This is a genomic window from Treponema succinifaciens DSM 2489, from assembly GCF_000195275.1.
Lineage (GTDB): Bacteria > Spirochaetota > Spirochaetia > Treponematales > Treponemataceae > Treponema_D > Treponema_D succinifaciens.
On the sequence record NC_015385.1, the window covers coordinates 2,050,630 to 2,067,923 of the forward strand.

Consider the following 17,294-nt stretch of genomic DNA (forward strand, 5'->3'; position numbering starts at 1 on the left):
TTGCGAGGAAATATTTTTATGAAAAATTTTTTGTGGATTTTGTTTTCATCTTTTGTTTTAGTTTTGTTTTTGGGATGCATGGCAACAACGACTTCAGCAGGAAATGTGGGAGCGGACAGAAATCAGCTTATGATTGTTTCAGAAGAACAGATGGAGCAGAGCGCGAATGAGTCTTATGCTCAGGTTATTGCCGAGGCAAAAAAGTCCGGCACGTTGAATGTTGATGCTACGACTGTTGCCCGCGTAAGAAATGTTGCAAAAAATTTGATTGCGCAGGTTGGAGCTTTTAGAGAAGACGCGCTTTCTTGGAACTGGCAGGTGAATGTAATCAGCGACAACACTGTAAATGCTTGGTGTATGCCTGGCGGAAAAATTGTTGTCTACACTGGAATTATCCAAAGCCTCAATTTGACAGATTCGCAGCTTGCCGCTGTAATGGGACACGAAATTGCGCACGCGCTTAGGGAACACAGTCGTGAGCAGGCTAGCAGCGAAACTTTAAAAAACGCCGGAATCGCAGTTGTTTCTTCCGTTGCAGGACTTAATGAAACTGGAAACTCTTTGCTTGGTCTTGCGGCTCAATATACTTTGACTCTTCCGTTTTCACGTTCGCACGAAACAGAAGCGGATCACATTGGAACAGAACTTATGGCACGCGCTGGGTACGACCCTAATGAAGCTGTTGCAGTTTGGGAAAAAATGTCTGCGCTCGGTGGAAGTCAGATTCCAGAAATTATGAGCACCCATCCTTCCAACACAAGCCGCATAAAAGACTTAACCGAAATCTCTAAAAAAGTTTATCCACTTTATGAGGCTGCAAAAAAATAACGTCTAAATACATTTGGACAAGGCACGCTTACACTCAATGTCTTAGCCGTTTTTATGGTTTGAATATACTCTAAATGAAAATTGACAGAACAAGTCCGGTAATGATTGTTTGTTCTAGTGATAAAAGTGTCCTCAAGTTTTGCAATCTCACCATCTATGCGGTATAGATTTAAACTATACTAAAAAGCTAAAATGAAACAAATGACACTACAGCAGCTAAAATATGCAGTTACAGTCGCCGAGTGCAGAACAATCTCTAAAGCGGCTGAAAAAGTCTTTATCTCGCAGCCGAGCCTCACAGCCGCAATCAGGCAGCTTGAAGACGAAATGAACGTGAAAATCTTCTCGCGCACAAACAAAGGAATTGAAATCACAAAAGACGGCGAAATTTTTTTATCTTACGCGAGGCAGGTTCTTGAACAGGCGGACTTGCTCGAGGAAAAATTCACAGGAAAGCGAAGTGCAAATCCGTTTTTCAGCGTTTCTTGCCAGCACTACTCGTTTGCGGTGAATGCTTTTGTTGACGTAATCAAAGAATTCGGCGGAAACAAATACAATTTCACGCTCAGGGAAACTCAGACTTTTGAAATCATCGAGGACGTTTCATTCCTGAAAAGCGAAGTCGGAATTCTCTACACAGACTCAAAAAACGAGGAGATAATCGGAAAACTCCTGAAAAAAAAACGAGCTTGAATTCTCCGAGCTTTTTACAGCAAAGCCTCACGTTTTTATAAGCGACAAAAATCCGCTGTGTAAAAAAAGCCGAATCACCGTGAAAGACCTTGCGCCGTTTCCGTATCTCGTCTTTGAGCAGGGGGAGCACAGTTCATTTTATTTTTCCGAAGAGCCTTACCCTGCAATTGAGCACGAAAAAACAATCATGGTGCGAGACCGGGCGACTCTCTTTAATCTTCTTATTGGACTTGACGGATTTACAGTGAGCTCTGGTGTAATCGACGAGGAGCTGAACGGAGATCATATCGTGGCGCGACTGTTCGAACTTGACGAGAAAATGCGGATTGGAATCATCACGAAAAAGAACGTGATTCTTTCAAGATACGCGGTAAGTTACATTGAAGCGGTGAGAAAGTATATTTAAGATGAATGCGTGATAAGGGTCAAGAAAAATGGGAAATTAACGTTTTATGAAAGTGCAAAGTTTTGCGAACGTTACTGTAACGCTTCAAGAAATTACGTGCTGACGGCAAACGTTACGGTAACGCAAGGAGAAATCAAGCAAATTCGGCGAACGTTATTTTAACGCAGGCAGAAAACAGATGTTGCCGGAGAAAATCAAAATAACGTTTGTCAAAAGCGCACCAGTTCACGGAATGTTACCGTAACACAACAAGAAATCAATTGAAGATGAAACATTTCCGTTTGACACCCTATCAGTCGGTCGGATATATTGTCAGTGATATTTTTATTCAGGAAACTCGATATGGCGGAAAAAGGTAACACAAAGCAGGAGATTCTGGAGGCGGCGCTGGATTTGTTTTCGGCGCAGGGCTACGAGGCGACTTCCATGCAGCAGATTGATGACTTGAAGCACGGCATGAATTTCCGGGTGATTGACGCGAAGACCGAAATATTCAGCCGGCAGGGACGCGTTTACAAAACTCCAGCCGCGATTCTGAGCAGGGAAGAATTCATCCAGGAATATCCCGGAAGTACGGATTTTTTCTCATGGATTCCTAATGTATCACTCAGAAGCAACTGAAAACACATTCACAGACATTGACAGAATGATTGCTTCTGCAGGCTGATGAAACAAACACGGCTTAGGCATTTTTCATACCGTAGGTATGCTGCGAGATTTTGCTGCCGCAAGGCAGGAAAGCTCCTGAAAAAAAATTTACCTGTGCTTTTTTTCTGTAAATAGTTTCATCGCAAAATGCGAAAGCATAATCATTCCTGCGGTCATTCCCAAATATTCTGACACGCATACAAAAATGTTCGGAGCGGAAAGTTTCCATGCGTTCCGCCAGAAAAGATAGACATAAAGCTGGCTATGAACTATGCAGAAGATTCCGAGTGCGAAAATTAAAATCCACAGAATTTGAAGGATTGCAAAACACGCGGAATTTCTGCAGTCCGCTTTTTTCCCATTCGCCGCCGTTTCAAGTTTTTTCAACTTTGAATGAAGATGAAGCCCCAAGTGAAAGCCCATCACCAGAAATCCCCAGGAGCATGAAAAAGCGTGCAGCGGGCGGCTCCAGGAAGTCATGTTGATAGAAGAAAACGCAAAAACCGCGCCACTCATCATAACCGAGCTGAACGCCATCAAAATCATCAGAGCGAACAAAAGCCACGCAGTCGCGCTCAGCAAAATCCGCACGGAATTATATTTTCCGCGGTTCAAGGAACGGTAAAAGCCGCCGTTCAAAATGTGATGCAAAATAAACAGCGCAAAAAGCGTAGCCCCGAAAATTCCATGCGCCGAAAGATTGCGCACAACCTCATGGCTCATCAAAAATATAAAGTCCGCGAACATAAGAATATCGGTTATGATTTTAAGAAGTTTTCGCATTTTCATATTCAAAATAGCTCACAGTCCGCTTTCTTTCAGCCATTCGTCGATTCTTGCATTCAGGTCGCGGCCGCCGGAATAGAAGAACTCAAACGGAAGCCCCAGGTAGCTTTTTGGCAAGTGCTTTGAAAGGTCGCTCACGCTGTCGCCGTACATTGTTCCGCCGTGGCTTGAAAATGAAACCACGGCTTTGCCTGAAAAATCGTAGCTTTCAATGAAACTGTAAACCGGCATTGGAAGAGTCGCCCACCAAGTCGGGTAGCCGAGCAAGACAACGTCGTATTCCGCCATTTTTGTGGCAGATATTTTTGTCTTTAAAGGAGGCCGCGTTCCGCTCATCAAGTCGCACTGGCTTACATCGTAGATTCCGCCGCGGTACGGATTCTTCATTTCAAGTTCCACAAGGTCAACTTTTTCATCGCCGAATTTTTGTTTCAGGTTTTTTGAAATATATTCAGCCGAGCTTTCGGTGTTTCCCGAATAAGAAAAATACGCAACGAGGACACGCGGATTTTTAGGAACTGAAATTGAAGCGATTCTCTCATCATATTTTGTCTCAAAAACAAAGTTCCGTTTTCCGGCGTTCCGCGCGATTCTGAATCCAAGATTTCTGTCTTTTGTAAGCGGATTTGAAGCCGAACGGTATGCGCTCCGCAAATGCTTTCCAAAATCATTGAAGCCACCGCCACGGTTCACGCGGTAAATACCAACTGACGCACCAAGCGGATTCAAGACAGATTTTCCGCCCATGCCAGAAGCATTTTTTCCGCCCGAACGTCCAATTCCAGCCGCGCCAGCAACATCTGGAGAAGAAATCGAATCGTCATAACCGCCGTAATAATTAAAAACCCACTCGCTCACATTTCCGTGCATATTGAAAAGCCCGAATGCATTCGGCGAGAGAGAGCCCACCGCAACCGTTTTTCCGCGGTTCAAGCCCGGCTGAACATTCGGATTTGTGCGCCGAACATAATTTTCTTCTATTAGATACGGATAGCTTCCCTCATAGTTCGCGTCTTTCGGATTGTTCCAGTTTCCCATGCTGAAAATCGTTTTTGTTCCGGCACGGCAGGCGTATTCCCATTCAGCCTCGCTCAAAAGCCGGTAACCGTCCGCCGCCAAGTCCACAGATACATCTGGGAACTTCGCGTTTTTTCCGCCGATTCTGTAAACCGTAGCCAGACCCTCCGCCAAAGATTTCTTGTTGCAGTATTCAAGTGCGTCGTAAAAAGAAACATTCTCAACAGGAAGATTCGCGCCCTTGTTATAGCTTGGATTTTCTCCCATCAGTTTTTCATAATCCGACTACCGGACTTCAAACGCGTCGCAATAAAAATCGTCCACCGCAACCGAATGTTGCTCCTCGTCCTTATCGCGCATCCGCTCCGAAGCAGAGCTTCCCATCAAAAAAGTCCCGCCTTTGATTAAAATCATTTTAGATTCCGAAAAAACTGAGCCGCACAAAAGGCAAGCGGCAGCCACCGTAAAAATAATTTTTTTCATTGCAATATTCTCCAAGTTCTCCCCTACTTCAATTCCACGAGCCGATAGTTTCTTGTGCCGCCGCCGAGTTTTTCAAGCTGCTCGACCATTCCTGTGCAGTGGGCGGCTTTCCATTCGGATTTTGTGGCATTGTCAACATCGGTTTTTTCAATCACAAAGTCCAAAGTGCATTGCTCAAGGGCCACGATGTCGTTCGAGGCTATGATTCCGATTTTTCCGAGATTTTTCGCGCCCCGGCAGCTGTCGTTCGGCTCGATGTCGTCAAGAACATTGATGAACGCCCAATTTTTCTTGTAGTCAAGCGCGGCTTTTGCGGCATCTGCAAAGCTTTTTTCAAGAACGTCGGCAGGAGTACTGTGATAATGGCTTTCGTCCGTGCCGCCTGAATGAATAATGCACTTTCCGCTTCGGTTGGCAAGGCAGAGCGAAATATTTTTGATGTTTCCGTCAAAAGCCGGGAGCATGTGAAGCCGGACGCGAAAAACTGAAATCAGCGTGTCAAAGCCGGCGAATTCTTTTCCTGTTCGCGCGTATTTTAAAAGATTTCCGCCAGTCAAAGGCAGATTGATATAGTCGCTGTCGCTAACCATCACGCATTTTCCGATTTCCATGAAACCGTGCCGCCTCGCATACGAAAGATTCATCTCCGAAGTACGCCTGTTGCCCGACAAGCCGTTTCCGTCAAACATCGTGCCACCAGTCGTCCTTACAAGGTCGCGCAAAAGATCTGGCTGCAAAACTTCCTCGTCGGGTCCGCCAAAGCTCACCTTGATTCCCACGTTTCCCTCGATTTTCTGCTTCAGAGCGCGGTAAACTTTCATAAGCCCCGCGGAAGAAACATCACGCGTAAAATAGACAATGCTCTGATTCTGCGAGCCGTTTTTTTGACCGTCATTTTGATTCTGGGCAAAAATTCCGGCAGCAAAAAGCAAAGCCAAAAGTGTTGAAAGAAGTTTTTTCATATTTGTCTCCAAAGTAATTTTTCTTTTTTAGTTTACTTCGTTCACGACCCGAATTGCATTCAAATCTGCGCCCTGCCGTCAAAACTTGCGTACATAAAACAGATGATTTTCATTTCAGTTTTTCCTTATTCCCCAAGTTTTCCGTATTCCTCGTCGCTCACAGGTTCAAGCCATTCATTGGAAGTTCCCTCGCCTGCAGGCTCAAACGTGATGTGGCTGAACCAGCTGTCTTTTTTTGCGCCGTGCCAGTGCTTAACGTTCGCAGGAATAACAACAATGCTTCCGGCTTCCATAGAAACCGCCTCTTTTCCCCATTCCTGATACCAGCCGTTTCCAGCCGTGCAGATTAAAACCTGGCCGCCGCCTTTCATTGCATGGTGAACGTGCCAGTTGTTGCGGCAGCCCGGCTCAAACGTAACATTAAAAATCGGAAATTCGCCTTTTTTTGTGTCCGTAAGCGGCTTCAAGAACGACTGACCGATAAAATACTTTGCGAAAGCCTCGTTCGGCTCACAAACTCCAAATTTGTCGATTTTAGAAAATTCCTCTTTTGTCATATTTTTCACCTTTTTCTTCTTTTTTTTTGCAAGTTTCACAGTTGTTTCAGTAAAGCTGTAGTAGACGACGAGCTTTTTTGAGCTTGAAAAAACGGCAGGAGATTATTCAGAAGCAGACGCAACAGATTCAGCCAGAGTAAAAGCAAAAACGCTTCTGCTTGAAAGATTTTTCAGAACATCGCAAACGCTTTTATCCGCAAATTCGCCGATTTCCACCGCCCTTGTAGAGCCGATGCAGTGGTCTGCGTAAGCAACGGAAATCGCCTGAAACAAACATTTTTTTGTCAAAAAATCACTTCAAATAAGTCTCAAAGAACACCTGAAGCTTTGCTAATGTGCGATAAAGAAGTAATAGAAGTGTAAAAAATTTTGCCGTTCCTATCCGGCACTTAGGGCTGTGTCGGATAGGTCAGGCGTTAGGCTTCCGGCAAGTCTATCTTGCCGACAAAGCTGTAATAAATCTCAATGTCCTGCCTGCGGGTGCCGTTCTCGTCATAGCTGCACTCATGCACGACGATTTTCTCAATCATTTCCCGCAAGAGGGTGGGGGTCAATTCTTCAAAAGCAAGGTGCTTTCTCACAATCCCCATGAATTTCTCGGCGTTGACGGTGGCGGCCTGCGACTTGGAAAGTTCCTCCTGCAAAGCGGCAGCCCGGTCTTTCAGTTCCCGCTGCTCCTGCTCATAGTCCGCCGACAGCTCCATGAAACGCTCGTCGCTGATTTTGCCGCTTACATTGTCCTCATACAGCCGCTTGATAATGCGGTTCACTTCGGCAATGCGTGTCTGGGCCTGTTCAAGCTGCTTCGTGGCTGCGGCGGTCTTTCTCTTGCCGCCGATTTCGTTCTGCTGGATGAGCAGCTTTACAAAGCGGCTCTCATGCCTGGCGGCGTATTCCGTCACTTGCCGGAGATTGGAAAGCACGCCCGCCGTCAAAAGGTCGGTGCGGATAAAGTGTGCCGTACAGTCACGGGTACGCTTCTTGTAGCTGCCGCAGATATAACAGTCCTGCTTGCGGTTCTTGTTCTGATACCGCTGCTGATACAGCACATGGCCGCAGTCGGCGCAGAACAGCATACCAGAGAACAGCCCCACTTCATCATAGCGGTTCGGGCGTTTTCGCTGCTTGCGTAACTCCTGCACACGCTCCCATGTTTCCGTGTCGATAATCGGCTCATGGTGATTTGGGAAGATAGCCTGCTTCTCGATGGGGTTCTCAACGCTGTGCTTGACCTTGTAAGAGGGCTTCTCCGTCTTGAAGTTTACCAGACAGCCAGTGTACTCCCGGTTTTCCAGCAGATGGACGACGGTGTTTGTCGCCCACTTGCACTCATAGCCGGGGTGGTAGCGTCGGGTGCTGCCCGTCCTGCGGTATTCCAGCGTCCCCGGCGTGGGGATTTGCTGCTCCGTCAGCATACGGGCAATCTTGGTCGGGCCATTTCCCGCAAGGCAAAGCTGGTAAATCTGCCGGACAACCGGGGCGGCTTCCTCGTCAACGATATAGTTCTCGTCCTTGTCCATGAGATAGCCATAGACTGGCTTGCTGGTTACAGGCTTGCCGCTCATGCCTTTTGCTTTCTTTACTGCCTTGATTTTCTTGCTCGTATCTCTCACCAGCCATTCGTTAAATAAGTTCCGCAGAGGGGTAAAATCATTGTCCATGCCGCCGTTTGCGCTGTCCACGTTGTCATTGACAGCGATAAAACGCACGCCCTTTTGAGGGAACAGCATTTCCGTGTAAAATCCCACCTGCAAGTAATTACGCCCCAGCCTGCTCATGTCCTTGACTATGACGGTGCCGACTTTCCCGGCTTCAATGTCTGCAAGCATGGCTTGAAATCCGGGCCGCTGGAAGTTCGCACCTGAGTAGCCGTCGTCGGTGTACCAGCGCAGATTGGTAAAGCCGTTCTGCTTGGCGTAGGCTTCCAAAATCCGTTTCTGGTTGGAAATGGAATTGCTCTCGCCTTGCAATTCGTCCTCATGGGACAATCTCGGATAAAGGGCGGTAATGAGGTTTTGGGTGGCTTGTCTTAACATAAAATCCTCCGTTTCCGACAGCCAGCCCCACTATTCCGTGGTTTCATTGTACCACGGAACAGGGGCGGCTGTACAGCGGTAAAAGTGATAAATCTGCTTCTTTACAGCTTGTCAAATCGCCTTTTTTTGTGTAGCAGCGGCTTCCGCTTCCAGTACCCTCGCCATCTTGTCGGCGGCGGTGCTGGTGGTGTCTTTCTTGAAAAAGCCGGACACGACAAGAACGGTATTCCCCATGCGGATTTCCGTCACGCAGTCGGGGCGGCGGGTGGTACGGTGGTCGTGCTGCTTGATATTCTCCATAGGCAATACTCCTTTCATTCAGCCAGCAGTTTCTTCATGGTTTCCATTTTCCGCTTTGCGGTTTCCTGCCGGAAGTTGACGCCAGTAAAGCGTATCGGGACGCACATGGACAGCAGTCGGTCATAAATCCGGGAATGGGCCGTGTCTGTCGGCTTTTTCAACTCGTCCAGCGGGCGGTTGGTGGTGGCGATCAGCGGCTTGTTGCTGCGGTATCGGGTATCAATCACATGGAATACCTGTTCCAGTCCATAGTCGGTGCCACGCTCCATGCCGAAGTCGTCAATGATAAGCAGCGGATAGCGGCAAAGGCGGGAAATATACTCATTCCGGCCTGTAAAGCCGGGAGAGAGGTCGCCCAGGATAACGGCGAAGTTCGTCATATATACGGGGACTTCTTTCTCCATGAGGGCGTTTGCGATACAGCCCGCAAGGTAGCTTTTCCCGTTGCCGACGTTCCCCCAGAACAGGCAGCCGATGTTTTCGGCCTGCATTTCTTCCCAATGCTCCGCATACCGCCGGGCAATCCCGGTCTGCGGGTTTCTGCCGTTGTCGTTCTCGAATGTCCATTGCTGCATGGCTGAGTCGGCAAAAGCCCTCTGTTTCAGATTTTCCACGGCTTCCACATGGCGGCGGTGTTCCTCGGCGGCCTGCCGCTGCTCACGGGCGGCTCTCTGGCAGTCGCACTCTGCCGGGTGGCGGTCACGGCCAAACAGCTCCTTACCCTCCGGGAAGTAGGCTTCTTTCGGCGTATGGCACTTTCCGCAGTAAAGCAGTCCGTCCTCGCCGATATAGTCCTCCATCTCCGGGGCGGCGGTTGTCATGTTCTCCAAAATATCTTTGATTTCACTTGTCATAAGCTTTCTCCCTCCATACAGGTATAGTCGGGGATGCCCTGTTTTACGGCTCCCTTTTTGTCATTGGCCGCCCATCTGTGCAAGGCGGCGGCATAATTCTGGTAGGCTTTCCCGCTGGCGGCAAGGTAATGGCTCATTTCCTCAATCAGCCGTTCCAGCCTGTCCGGGTATTCTGCCTGTAACTCGTCATATTCGTCCTTTGACAGAAAAATATTCTCATATCGGCCATAAGCTGTGGGCGGCTCCCCACTCGCTCTCATTGTTTGGTTCTCTATTAAGTTGTTTATATTAGTTTTGTTAGGGGTCGGTTTTCCGACCATCATAGGGTCGGTTTTCCGACCGTCATAAGGTCGCTTTTCCGACTGTATGAGGGTCGCTTTTCCGGCCATCAGTTGGTCGGAAAACCGTACCACTGGGACAGGCGGCACTTTCACATAAAGCCGATTGGGTGCGGAGAAGCCCCGCCGTTCCCGTTCTAAAAGCCCGGCTGCGTCCAGTTCTTTCAAGGCTCCCTTGATGGCGGTACAACCCTTGTCCAGCATTTCCGCTATCTCCGCAACGGGGTAGACAATGAATATCCTGCCCTCGCCGTCCTGCCAGCCGTTCTTCTGTGACAGGGTGGAGCGGTCTAATAAAAGCGCATACAGCAGCTTGGCGGTCTGTGAAATCTCCATTTTCAGCAGGAAACGGGGGTATGGAAGATAGGCGGGCAGCGTGGTGTCTGCCCTGATATAATCAGCGATAGTATCACCTCCCTCTGTGTTGTGTCGTTTTTGGGCTTTGTCACGCATTAGGACGGCATTTCCGGGGGGAAAGGATAAATGTATCGCATACCCTTTGACACCCACGAAAAAAGCCTTGATTTATGCGGGTTTGAAAGGCTCTAAAGCGTGACATTTCTGCCTTTGTTTCCGCTTTCTCTCGGCGGCTTTGCGTTTCTTCATGCACCCGGCGCAGCCGGGGCAGTATTTCCCCCGGTTGGATTTGGGGACAAAGGCCGCCCCGCAGACCGCGCAGCGTTTCCGGCTCCCCCGGTACAAGAGGGCTGCGGCCAGCTCCCCGTCAAGGGGCAGGACAGCCACACGGAACCAGCGGCACATGAGGGAATAGGAAATGCTCTGGACGCACACGCAAGGCTCCCCGTCGTCTAACAGCAGGCAGTTCCCCTCGTCGTAGTTACAGCACTCATGCACAAGGCGGCGGGCTGCCTGGTGCTGGCGGTAGTCCATGCGGGACGGCTTATCGTTCATGGCTCTGCTCCTTTCTGCGGTGCGGCTCTTCCCGGCGCAAAATCTGGTCGATGTTCCGCTTGACGGTCTGCAACTCCCTGAACCGCTGCTTCTGTTCGTGATAGGTGTTGTACAGGCCGTCTTTCTCGGAGATAAGCTGCTCGATCTCGGCCTGCAACGCTTTTCGGCCGGGCAGCTTGGTAAGCCCCTGTGCCTTGAAATACCGGGCGGCGGCTTCGGCTATGATAAAATCGCTCTCGTTTGCCTGGCGGTATGCGGCGCGGGCTTTCTCGGATTTCTGCGCTTTCAGCCCCTCGCGGATGGGCTTGGTCTTGGCATAGGCAAGTACCTGTTGCCGCAACTCCCTTTTCCCTTGCAGCTTCGTTTCCAGTGCTTTCAGTTCGCCGCTGGTCTGGCGCATTTCCTGATAGGCGGTAGCAACGGCGGCTTCAAGCTGTTCCGGGGAAGAAAAGCCGTACTGTTGGTAGATGGTCAGGGTCTTGGCGGCCTGTTTCAGATTGTGTATCTTCGCCCATCGTTCATAGCCTTTGCCCTTGCCCTCGGCCATCTTCTGCTCAATGTCCACAAGCCGCTGCACACTGTCCTGTCTGGGGTCGATTTTCCCTGTCTTTTCGCCCTGTAAGCGGCCTTTCCCGGCGTGTAGGTATTCGGGTATGGCTGCGGTCTGTTCGGCGGCTCTGGCGGCTTGGTGCTGCGGGGTGTAGCGAACCGTTACGCCCCTCTGGGCGTTCTGCTCCAAAACGGCAAGGACGGCGGTGCGGTCAAAGTCGCCGCCCAGCTTCCGGGCGGTGATAGGCTTCGTCCTGTCTGGCGTGAGGTAGGACAGCCGCCCCCGGCTCTCCTTGACGGTCACACCCTCCCGCAACAGCAGAGAGGAAAACTCGTCAAAGCTGGCAGCGGTGGCAAGGGCTTTCCGTAGGGTCTGCCGCAGCTTCTCCTTGTTCGTTTCAAACTTGGTCTGCCGGGGCGTGATACCGCCTGCAATCATGGGGGCGTTCTGCTTGTCCAGTGCGGCCTGTCCCTTTTTCTGCGCCCAATATTCCCGGTCTGTGACACGGTTCTTGCTGCCGTTCAAGAGGTCGATTTGGTAAAGTCCTTCCCGGTGGCACATCTCCATGACCTCGGACTTGAAGTAGCGTAGGGCTGCGTCGGTGCAGCGGTGCTTGCACCCGGCTTTCGTGTCCGCTGGCCTGTCCATGTAGGGCAGGAACGGCACTTCCTCTATCCGCAGGCTGTTAATGACGATATGCACATGGATGTTGCCGCTGTGGTTATGCCCGTCCGGGTGGGTGCAGACAAGGGCCTGATGGCCGGGGAAATGCTCTTTACAGAATTGCTCCCCCAACGCCTGCGCCCGGTCTACGGTCAGGCCGTTGTCCGGCCCGTCCCGTGGGTCAAAGCTGATGATATAGTGGTGGCTTTTCACATCCTCCCGCCGCTGATTTTTCTCATAGCGGAGATTGGAGCGCATACACGCAACGGCAAAATCCTCGCCGCCGCAGTTCAGCGTGGACAAGCGATAATCCTCACGGGGGATAAGCCTGCCGTTTTCATCAAGGACGGGCTTCATAGTAAATTCGTCATGCTCAAAGAGCAGGTATTGTTCGGCGGCTCCGTAGTCGGCGTTCTTAGAGCCTAAATGCTTGAGTGTTGCCAACGGCGTCACCTACTTTCTTTAGGACTTCATACTTGAGGGCGGCAAGGTCGGCGGCCGCTTCCCGCAATTCCTTTGCCATAGCCGGGTAGGGGCTATGCCACTCGTTGAGGGTGCGGGCAATCTGGTTGAGATTGCCGCCAATCCTGCCGTACTCGGCTGTGAGCTTCCCGACAGCGGAGAGCAGCTCGTCATTGACTGACGACACATGGAGTACGGGGCGTATGGTAGTGCGCCGGATGGCCTGCCGGAGAAATTCGGACTGACTGATACCATAGGGCGCAAGCCGTTCTGTGAAGTCGGCGTATTCTTCATCGGTCAGCCGGGTTTTCACAACATGGCTGCGGTGGGGGGTGTTGTATCGCTTCGGCATGGGCTGTAAACCTCCTTTCACTTATCACAAAAAATGGGCTGGTCTGTTAGCTATTTTCGGGGCATTTCCTGTCTGCCGGACAGAAATATTTTTGCGGCGTAAGCCGCATAGCAGGGTTTGGGGAAGGCACTCCCCAACAAGTTTCCCGCGAGGGGCAAAACCGCAGAATTGCGGATTTTGGCACCGTGGTAGAAACTTGCTCTAAGTAAGCCGTAGATTTCCCCTTGCACTTACTACTCGTATAGCTGCCGCCTGTTTTGGCCGGATTTCTGCAAAAATCTTACGGCGTGGGGCGATTTTTACCCGCAGTTCTTTCTTTCCGCTAAAGATACATTTCAAAGGCCGCCAGCTACCCGCTTGCCGGGAATTTTCTCAAATTTTCCTTTGCCTTAGAAATACAGAAAATGCAGATTTGGCTACCGCCGCAGAAAATTTTTTGTTTCCGGCTTCACCTACCTACTACGGATGACTTTGCGATTTTGCCAAACGGATAAAGAAAAAAGCAGCAAATCTTTTTCAGACTTACTGCTTTCGCTGGCCGCCGATGGGCGGTGGATATTCAGTTTTGAAAGTTCAGGTCAGGTTGGCCCGATGATGGATAGCACAATAAATTCCTGTTTTCCCTTTAAGGCATTGTGCATTTTTTCTATTTCTCTTGATGATTATTTTTTTCATAATCAATCAATGTACCTATAACAATTCCAATCAACATTCCGATACCTGCACAAATAGAAATAGCAAAAAGATTTTGCAAAAACGCCCATGCCAACACACCTATGCAACCACCGACAATAAATCCTGTTAATAAGCCAATAGTTAAGTATTTATTACTTTTCATATTGCTATATCTCCCCTAAAAGTATATTTGTCGTTGGTTAGGTCAGTTTACAAGGAACTACACGCAGACCGTGAAACGGGCTGCTGACAACAAACGGCGCTATGCTCCCGGCTGGGTGCATAGCACCTGTTTGTTGCGGGGGTTTCCAAAGGGGGCAGCGCCCCATTTGGCACACGACTTTGCGGAGCAAAGTGTAGTGTGTTATACGCTCTGTCGGCGTTGCCCTGAAAATACCGTTGCCGCCGGGGAGGGCAAGGGCATTTGACGCGGCAGGAAAGCAGGGCTTTGTTTGGGGCTGGTAAGCCGGAAACAAAGGGCTGATTTCAGCAGCAGACAGGGCGTATTATGAAAGCCCCCGTCCCTCGTCCTCCGCCCCCGGCCTATGGGACAAAAAGTCCCAAAGCTCTGGACACCGTGACCAGATGTGTGGCCACACTCCGGGAAAAGTAGCAGGACGGCAGGAAACCGTCAAGGCTGAAATGAATGGGCTGACGCCCGGCCTTGACCGTTCCCCGCCGCCCCGCTGGATGGGTGGACAAGGTGGCCAATCCCTAAAAGTGTTTGGCCGCACTCGTTCATTTTGGGGCCTTTCTTCTCCCAAAATTGAAATGGGCGGGAAAGCCCTAAAATGGCTTTCCCGCCTTGATTACCCATTAGCAAAGACGGGCGAGACTGTCAACGGCGGCGCTGAAAGCGCCGTTCATCTTGACCGTTGACTGGCTCGCCTGGCTTTGCTACTGCCCGTAAGAGATGGAAAAACAAGATGGAAAACAAGGTTAAAAATGGTTGACAAGTCTATCGGATGTGTGTTATACTGTGCGACAGTTTGAGATTGGAAGGAGGCTTACGTGTGTTAATTTGTGTACGCTAATAAGCAATAAAAAGTAGAAGTACCTTTCCACATGATGGTGGGCTTTTTTTGCGTGCGTATGCAAAGGAACACGTAGGTTTGACACGAGCAGTCTTTGAACTGTATCGTGGTGTTTTTTCGTGCTTTGTTGTTATGCAGGCGTCTGCCCTCTCTGTGGGACAACGCCTGCTTTTTATTGCAGAAACAAAGGAACAATGCAATAAAAAAGGAGGTTCGCATTATGACCCAAAACAACAATTCATGGAGAAAAACTTATTTTACACTTCTTGCCGGACAAGCAATATCCTTTATTAGCAGCGGTATTTTGCAAATGGCCATTATCTTTTATTTGGTTGCGAAAACTAATTCTGCAATCATATTGACGGCGGCAACACTGATTGGATTTTTGCCGCAAGCCTGTTTAGGCCCGTTTGCAGGTGCTTTTGTTGACCGGCACAGCCGTAAAAGCGTAATGATTGGTGCGGATTTGATAATTGCCGCCGCTGGCGGTATTCTGGCGCTGGTGGCGTTTTACATGGAATTGCCCGTATGGTCTATTATGGTTGTCCTGTTAATCCGAAGTGCGGGAACTGCTTTTCATTCTCCAGCATTCAGCGCAGCAACACCTATGATTGTGCCAAAAGAGGAACTTACAAAATGCGCTGGTTACACGCAGACCATGCAAGCAGTAAGTGCGATTATCAGTCCAGCTGCCGCAGCGTTTTTATATGCTGTTTGGCCTCTTAATGCAATTATATTGTTAGATATTGTGGGTGCAATCCTTGCCTGTGTGACTGTTGCGATTTCGTCCATACCAACGCCTGAACTATGTCCAGAAACGAAAAGACAACAGTTTTTACAGGATATGAAAGAGGGGTATGTGGTATTAAAGCAAAACAGGGGCCTCTTTGCTCTGCTCTGGATTGGTGTAATTTATATGTTCTTTTATATGCCAATCAGTACGCTTTTTCCTCTCATCTGTATGTCATACTTCAAAGGAACACCGGCCCATGCCTCTGCCGCTGAAATTGCTTTTGCGGTTGGTATGCTGCTTGGCGGAGTCATTCTGAGCATTTGGGGCGGTTTTAAGAAACGGCGGTACACCATCGGTCTTTCCGTTCTCCTGATGGGCGTTAGCAATATGCTCTCCGGGCTTTTGCCGCCAGACGCATTTCTTGTCTTTGTTGTGTGCTGTACTGTTATGGGAATTTCCGCTCCATTTTACGGTGTGCAAAATGCGATTTTTCAAGAAACGGTCAAACCAGAATATCTGGGGAGAGTTTTTTCTCTACTGACAAGCGCCGCTTCCCTCGCCATGCCGTTTGGCCTTGTCATTTCCGGGCCTCTGGCGGAGCGGCTGGGAGTTGAGAAATGGTTTGTCATTTGCGGAATTGGCATTATCATCGTTGCGCTTGCCGTATTTTTACTACCCGGTTTGAGAGAGATTGACAATACGCAATAATCAACTGCACCTTTTTCTATTACTAAACAAAATGCCTGGATGGTGGTTCTGAAAAACCAGAACCGCCGTTCAGGCATTTTTTATCTTCGTCCTCTCTGCGGTTTTGGATTCTTCAGCAAGTCGGATTTTTCCGCAATCTTTTTCAGCCACTTCCGTTCTTCTACTGACAGCTTCCTAAAATTCAGCTTGAGCCGTTTGCAGATAAACGCCAAGTACGCTTGTTCCGTGTCGCTGTCCTGGCTGACGATTTCACCAGCAGTTTCCAGCATTTCTTTTAGCGGGTTATCCTCTGGGACGCTGAAAAAATCGTCCTTGTGTGTTTCCCGCAGAGCAAGGGCAATCCCGTTTATGTCCCGTTGTATCACATAGCGGCAAAACTCGTCCTCATCAATATGGGCGGTGATAAGCTGTCTTAACTGCGTATCACTCATGCCAGGATTATGCTTTTTTATAACAGTTGCGCTCATCGTGTCCACTATGGCGTTTGCACCCTGCGCCTGTTTCAGTGCCGTTCCGTTCACATAGATTTCAAGGTCAGCCATCAGCCGGGGGAAATCCGGGTGCGCCGCCAGCTCACACAGCAGGGTATTGTCTATCCTCCCGCTTTTCAGCAGGTCAATCATTTCATCACTCAAACGCAGGTCTGCAAGATCGGCGTTTGGGTGATTTTTCATTTCAGACAGCCCCAGCAGATAATCAGCGGTCACACCGTAAAACTTCGCCAGCCGGATAAGGGCATAGTGGCTGATGTCCTTGAAGTCTTCCGTTTCGTAACTGCCCAGCGCAGACTTGGAAAGCCCGGTCTGCTCCGCAAGCTGCCCCAGCGTCAAGCCACGCTCCACACGTAGGTCTTTTAATCGCTCTTGTATGGATAAAGACATATTCACCCTCCTTGCTAGCTCAACGAAAGAGAAGCCGTTATGCTATGTACTATGCTCATAGCATAACGGCATAGGCATTTACAGTTTTATTTTACCATTTGCTACATCTTCACGAAATTTATCAACAAGCTTCGCTGTCAGCTTGGATTTACCGTAGTGTTCAAGTACAAAAGTACGATAACTTTTTCCATCTACAAGCACATCACTTTTTCTGGTCAACAACCAATTTCCGTTACCTCCTCCCTGTTCTCTAATATTCCAGTCTTTCCCATATCTTTTATAGATTTCATCTTTTTTACCTTGAACAGACATTGATTCGCTTGGAATATAAACAATTTGCATAATAGCTCCTCCTTTATTTTGTGCAAGAAGACCAGAAACCTGAATTTGTCTTTTATCTTTTTTTGATTATATCA

Annotated in this window: 20 protein-coding genes and 1 pseudogene; 5 read left to right on the forward strand and 16 right to left on the reverse strand. The window is 49.1% G+C overall.

Going from position 1 to position 17,294, the window contains the following annotated elements:
- Positions 1-18 precede the first annotated feature (18 nt).
- The 4 genes from TRESU_RS09695 (at position 19) to TRESU_RS09705 (ending at position 2,548) form a co-directional block, all read left to right on the forward strand.
- Positions 19-828 (forward strand): M48 family metallopeptidase, encoded by an 810-nt coding sequence (locus TRESU_RS09695; RefSeq protein ID WP_013702072.1) that lies wholly within the window; start codon positions 19-21, stop codon positions 826-828.
- Between the two features lie 201 nt (positions 829-1,029).
- Positions 1,030-1,521, forward strand: a complete 492-nt coding sequence (locus tag TRESU_RS15625; protein ID WP_245535662.1) for a LysR family transcriptional regulator — start codon at positions 1,030-1,032, stop codon at positions 1,519-1,521.
- Between the two features lie 79 nt (positions 1,522-1,600).
- Positions 1,601-1,927 carry a hypothetical protein gene (locus tag TRESU_RS15630; RefSeq protein WP_245535663.1) on the forward strand — a complete coding sequence of 109 codons (327 nt, stop codon included), beginning with the start codon at positions 1,601-1,603 and terminating at the stop codon, positions 1,925-1,927.
- 342 nt (positions 1,928-2,269) lie between these two features.
- Positions 2,270-2,548 (forward strand): TetR/AcrR family transcriptional regulator, encoded by a 279-nt coding sequence (locus TRESU_RS09705; RefSeq protein WP_013702073.1) that lies wholly within the window; start codon positions 2,270-2,272, stop codon positions 2,546-2,548.
- A gap of 135 nt (positions 2,549-2,683) precedes the next feature.
- Here TRESU_RS09705 and TRESU_RS14340 read toward each other — a convergent pair whose 3' ends face one another.
- From TRESU_RS14340 to TRESU_RS15380, 14 genes and pseudogenes are all read right to left on the reverse strand, one after another.
- Positions 2,684-3,358 (reverse strand): DUF4405 domain-containing protein, encoded by a 675-nt coding sequence (locus TRESU_RS14340; protein ID WP_169309757.1) that lies wholly within the window; start codon positions 3,356-3,358, stop codon positions 2,684-2,686.
- Positions 3,359-3,376: 18 nt separating this feature from the next.
- Entirely contained in the window at positions 3,377-3,952 is a 576-nt protein-coding gene (locus TRESU_RS15635; protein ID WP_281054713.1) for a flavodoxin, read from the reverse strand.
- Positions 3,953-3,955: 3 nt separating this feature from the next.
- Positions 3,956-4,861 (reverse strand): annotated as a pseudogene (locus TRESU_RS15640) (formylglycine-generating enzyme family protein); the annotation flags it as partial.
- Positions 4,862-4,884: 23 nt separating this feature from the next.
- Entirely contained in the window at positions 4,885-5,823 is a 939-nt protein-coding gene (locus tag TRESU_RS09720; RefSeq protein WP_013702075.1) for a DUF362 domain-containing protein, read from the reverse strand.
- Between the two features lie 125 nt (positions 5,824-5,948).
- Positions 5,949-6,380, reverse strand: coding sequence for a cupin domain-containing protein (locus TRESU_RS09725; RefSeq protein ID WP_013702076.1), 432 nt, complete (start codon positions 6,378-6,380; stop codon positions 5,949-5,951).
- A gap of 102 nt (positions 6,381-6,482) precedes the next feature.
- Positions 6,483-6,668, reverse strand: a complete 186-nt coding sequence (locus TRESU_RS09730) for a hypothetical protein (RefSeq protein WP_041612051.1) — start codon at positions 6,666-6,668, stop codon at positions 6,483-6,485.
- Positions 6,669-6,796: 128 nt separating this feature from the next.
- On the reverse strand, positions 6,797-8,416 hold the full coding sequence (locus TRESU_RS09735) for a recombinase family protein (protein WP_000945966.1): 1,620 nt from the start codon (positions 8,414-8,416) through the stop codon (positions 6,797-6,799).
- Between the two features lie 111 nt (positions 8,417-8,527).
- Positions 8,528-8,716: a transposon-encoded TnpW family protein gene (locus tag TRESU_RS09740; protein ID WP_000427739.1), complete on the reverse strand. Its 189-nt coding sequence runs from the start codon at positions 8,714-8,716 to the stop codon at positions 8,528-8,530.
- A 14-nt stretch (positions 8,717-8,730) separates the two neighbouring features.
- The gene (locus TRESU_RS09745) at positions 8,731-9,570 is read right to left on the reverse strand and encodes an ATP-binding protein (RefSeq protein ID WP_000200031.1); all 840 of its coding nucleotides are present in this window, start codon (positions 9,568-9,570) and stop codon (positions 8,731-8,733) included.
- Entirely contained in the window at positions 9,567-10,361 is a 795-nt protein-coding gene (locus TRESU_RS09750) for a replication initiator protein A (protein WP_001205019.1), read from the reverse strand. The genes TRESU_RS09745 and TRESU_RS09750 overlap by 4 nt, the downstream gene beginning before the upstream one ends.
- 72 nt (positions 10,362-10,433) lie before the next feature.
- Positions 10,434-10,820 carry a cysteine-rich VLP domain-containing protein gene (locus tag TRESU_RS09755; RefSeq protein ID WP_000998386.1) on the reverse strand — a complete coding sequence of 129 codons (387 nt, stop codon included), beginning with the start codon at positions 10,818-10,820 and terminating at the stop codon, positions 10,434-10,436.
- Positions 10,810-12,477, reverse strand: coding sequence for a relaxase/mobilization nuclease domain-containing protein (locus tag TRESU_RS09760; protein ID WP_009249723.1), 1,668 nt, complete (start codon positions 12,475-12,477; stop codon positions 10,810-10,812). The genes TRESU_RS09755 and TRESU_RS09760 overlap by 11 nt, the downstream gene beginning before the upstream one ends.
- Positions 12,449-12,847 (reverse strand): plasmid mobilization protein, encoded by a 399-nt coding sequence (locus TRESU_RS09765; protein ID WP_001126628.1) that lies wholly within the window; start codon positions 12,845-12,847, stop codon positions 12,449-12,451. Before TRESU_RS09765 ends, TRESU_RS09760 begins: the two co-directional genes overlap by 29 nt.
- A 646-nt stretch (positions 12,848-13,493) precedes the next feature.
- On the reverse strand, positions 13,494-13,685 hold the full coding sequence (locus TRESU_RS15380) for a hypothetical protein (RefSeq protein WP_000841357.1): 192 nt from the start codon (positions 13,683-13,685) through the stop codon (positions 13,494-13,496).
- 1,091 nt (positions 13,686-14,776) lie between these two features.
- Between TRESU_RS15380 and TRESU_RS09780 the strand changes: the two genes are divergently transcribed.
- Positions 14,777-15,997 carry an MFS transporter gene (locus TRESU_RS09780; RefSeq protein WP_002584949.1) on the forward strand — a complete coding sequence of 407 codons (1,221 nt, stop codon included), beginning with the start codon at positions 14,777-14,779 and terminating at the stop codon, positions 15,995-15,997.
- A gap of 80 nt (positions 15,998-16,077) precedes the next feature.
- On the opposite strand, the gene TRESU_RS09785 is transcribed toward TRESU_RS09780, so the two are convergent.
- Together TRESU_RS09785 and TRESU_RS09790 are read right to left on the reverse strand one after the other, a co-directional pair.
- The gene (locus TRESU_RS09785) at positions 16,078-16,878 is read right to left on the reverse strand and encodes a helix-turn-helix domain-containing protein (RefSeq protein WP_002575858.1); all 801 of its coding nucleotides are present in this window, start codon (positions 16,876-16,878) and stop codon (positions 16,078-16,080) included.
- A gap of 78 nt (positions 16,879-16,956) precedes the next feature.
- Positions 16,957-17,220: a hypothetical protein gene (locus tag TRESU_RS09790; RefSeq protein ID WP_002575859.1), complete on the reverse strand. Its 264-nt coding sequence runs from the start codon at positions 17,218-17,220 to the stop codon at positions 16,957-16,959.
- Positions 17,221-17,294: the final 74 nt, after the last annotated feature.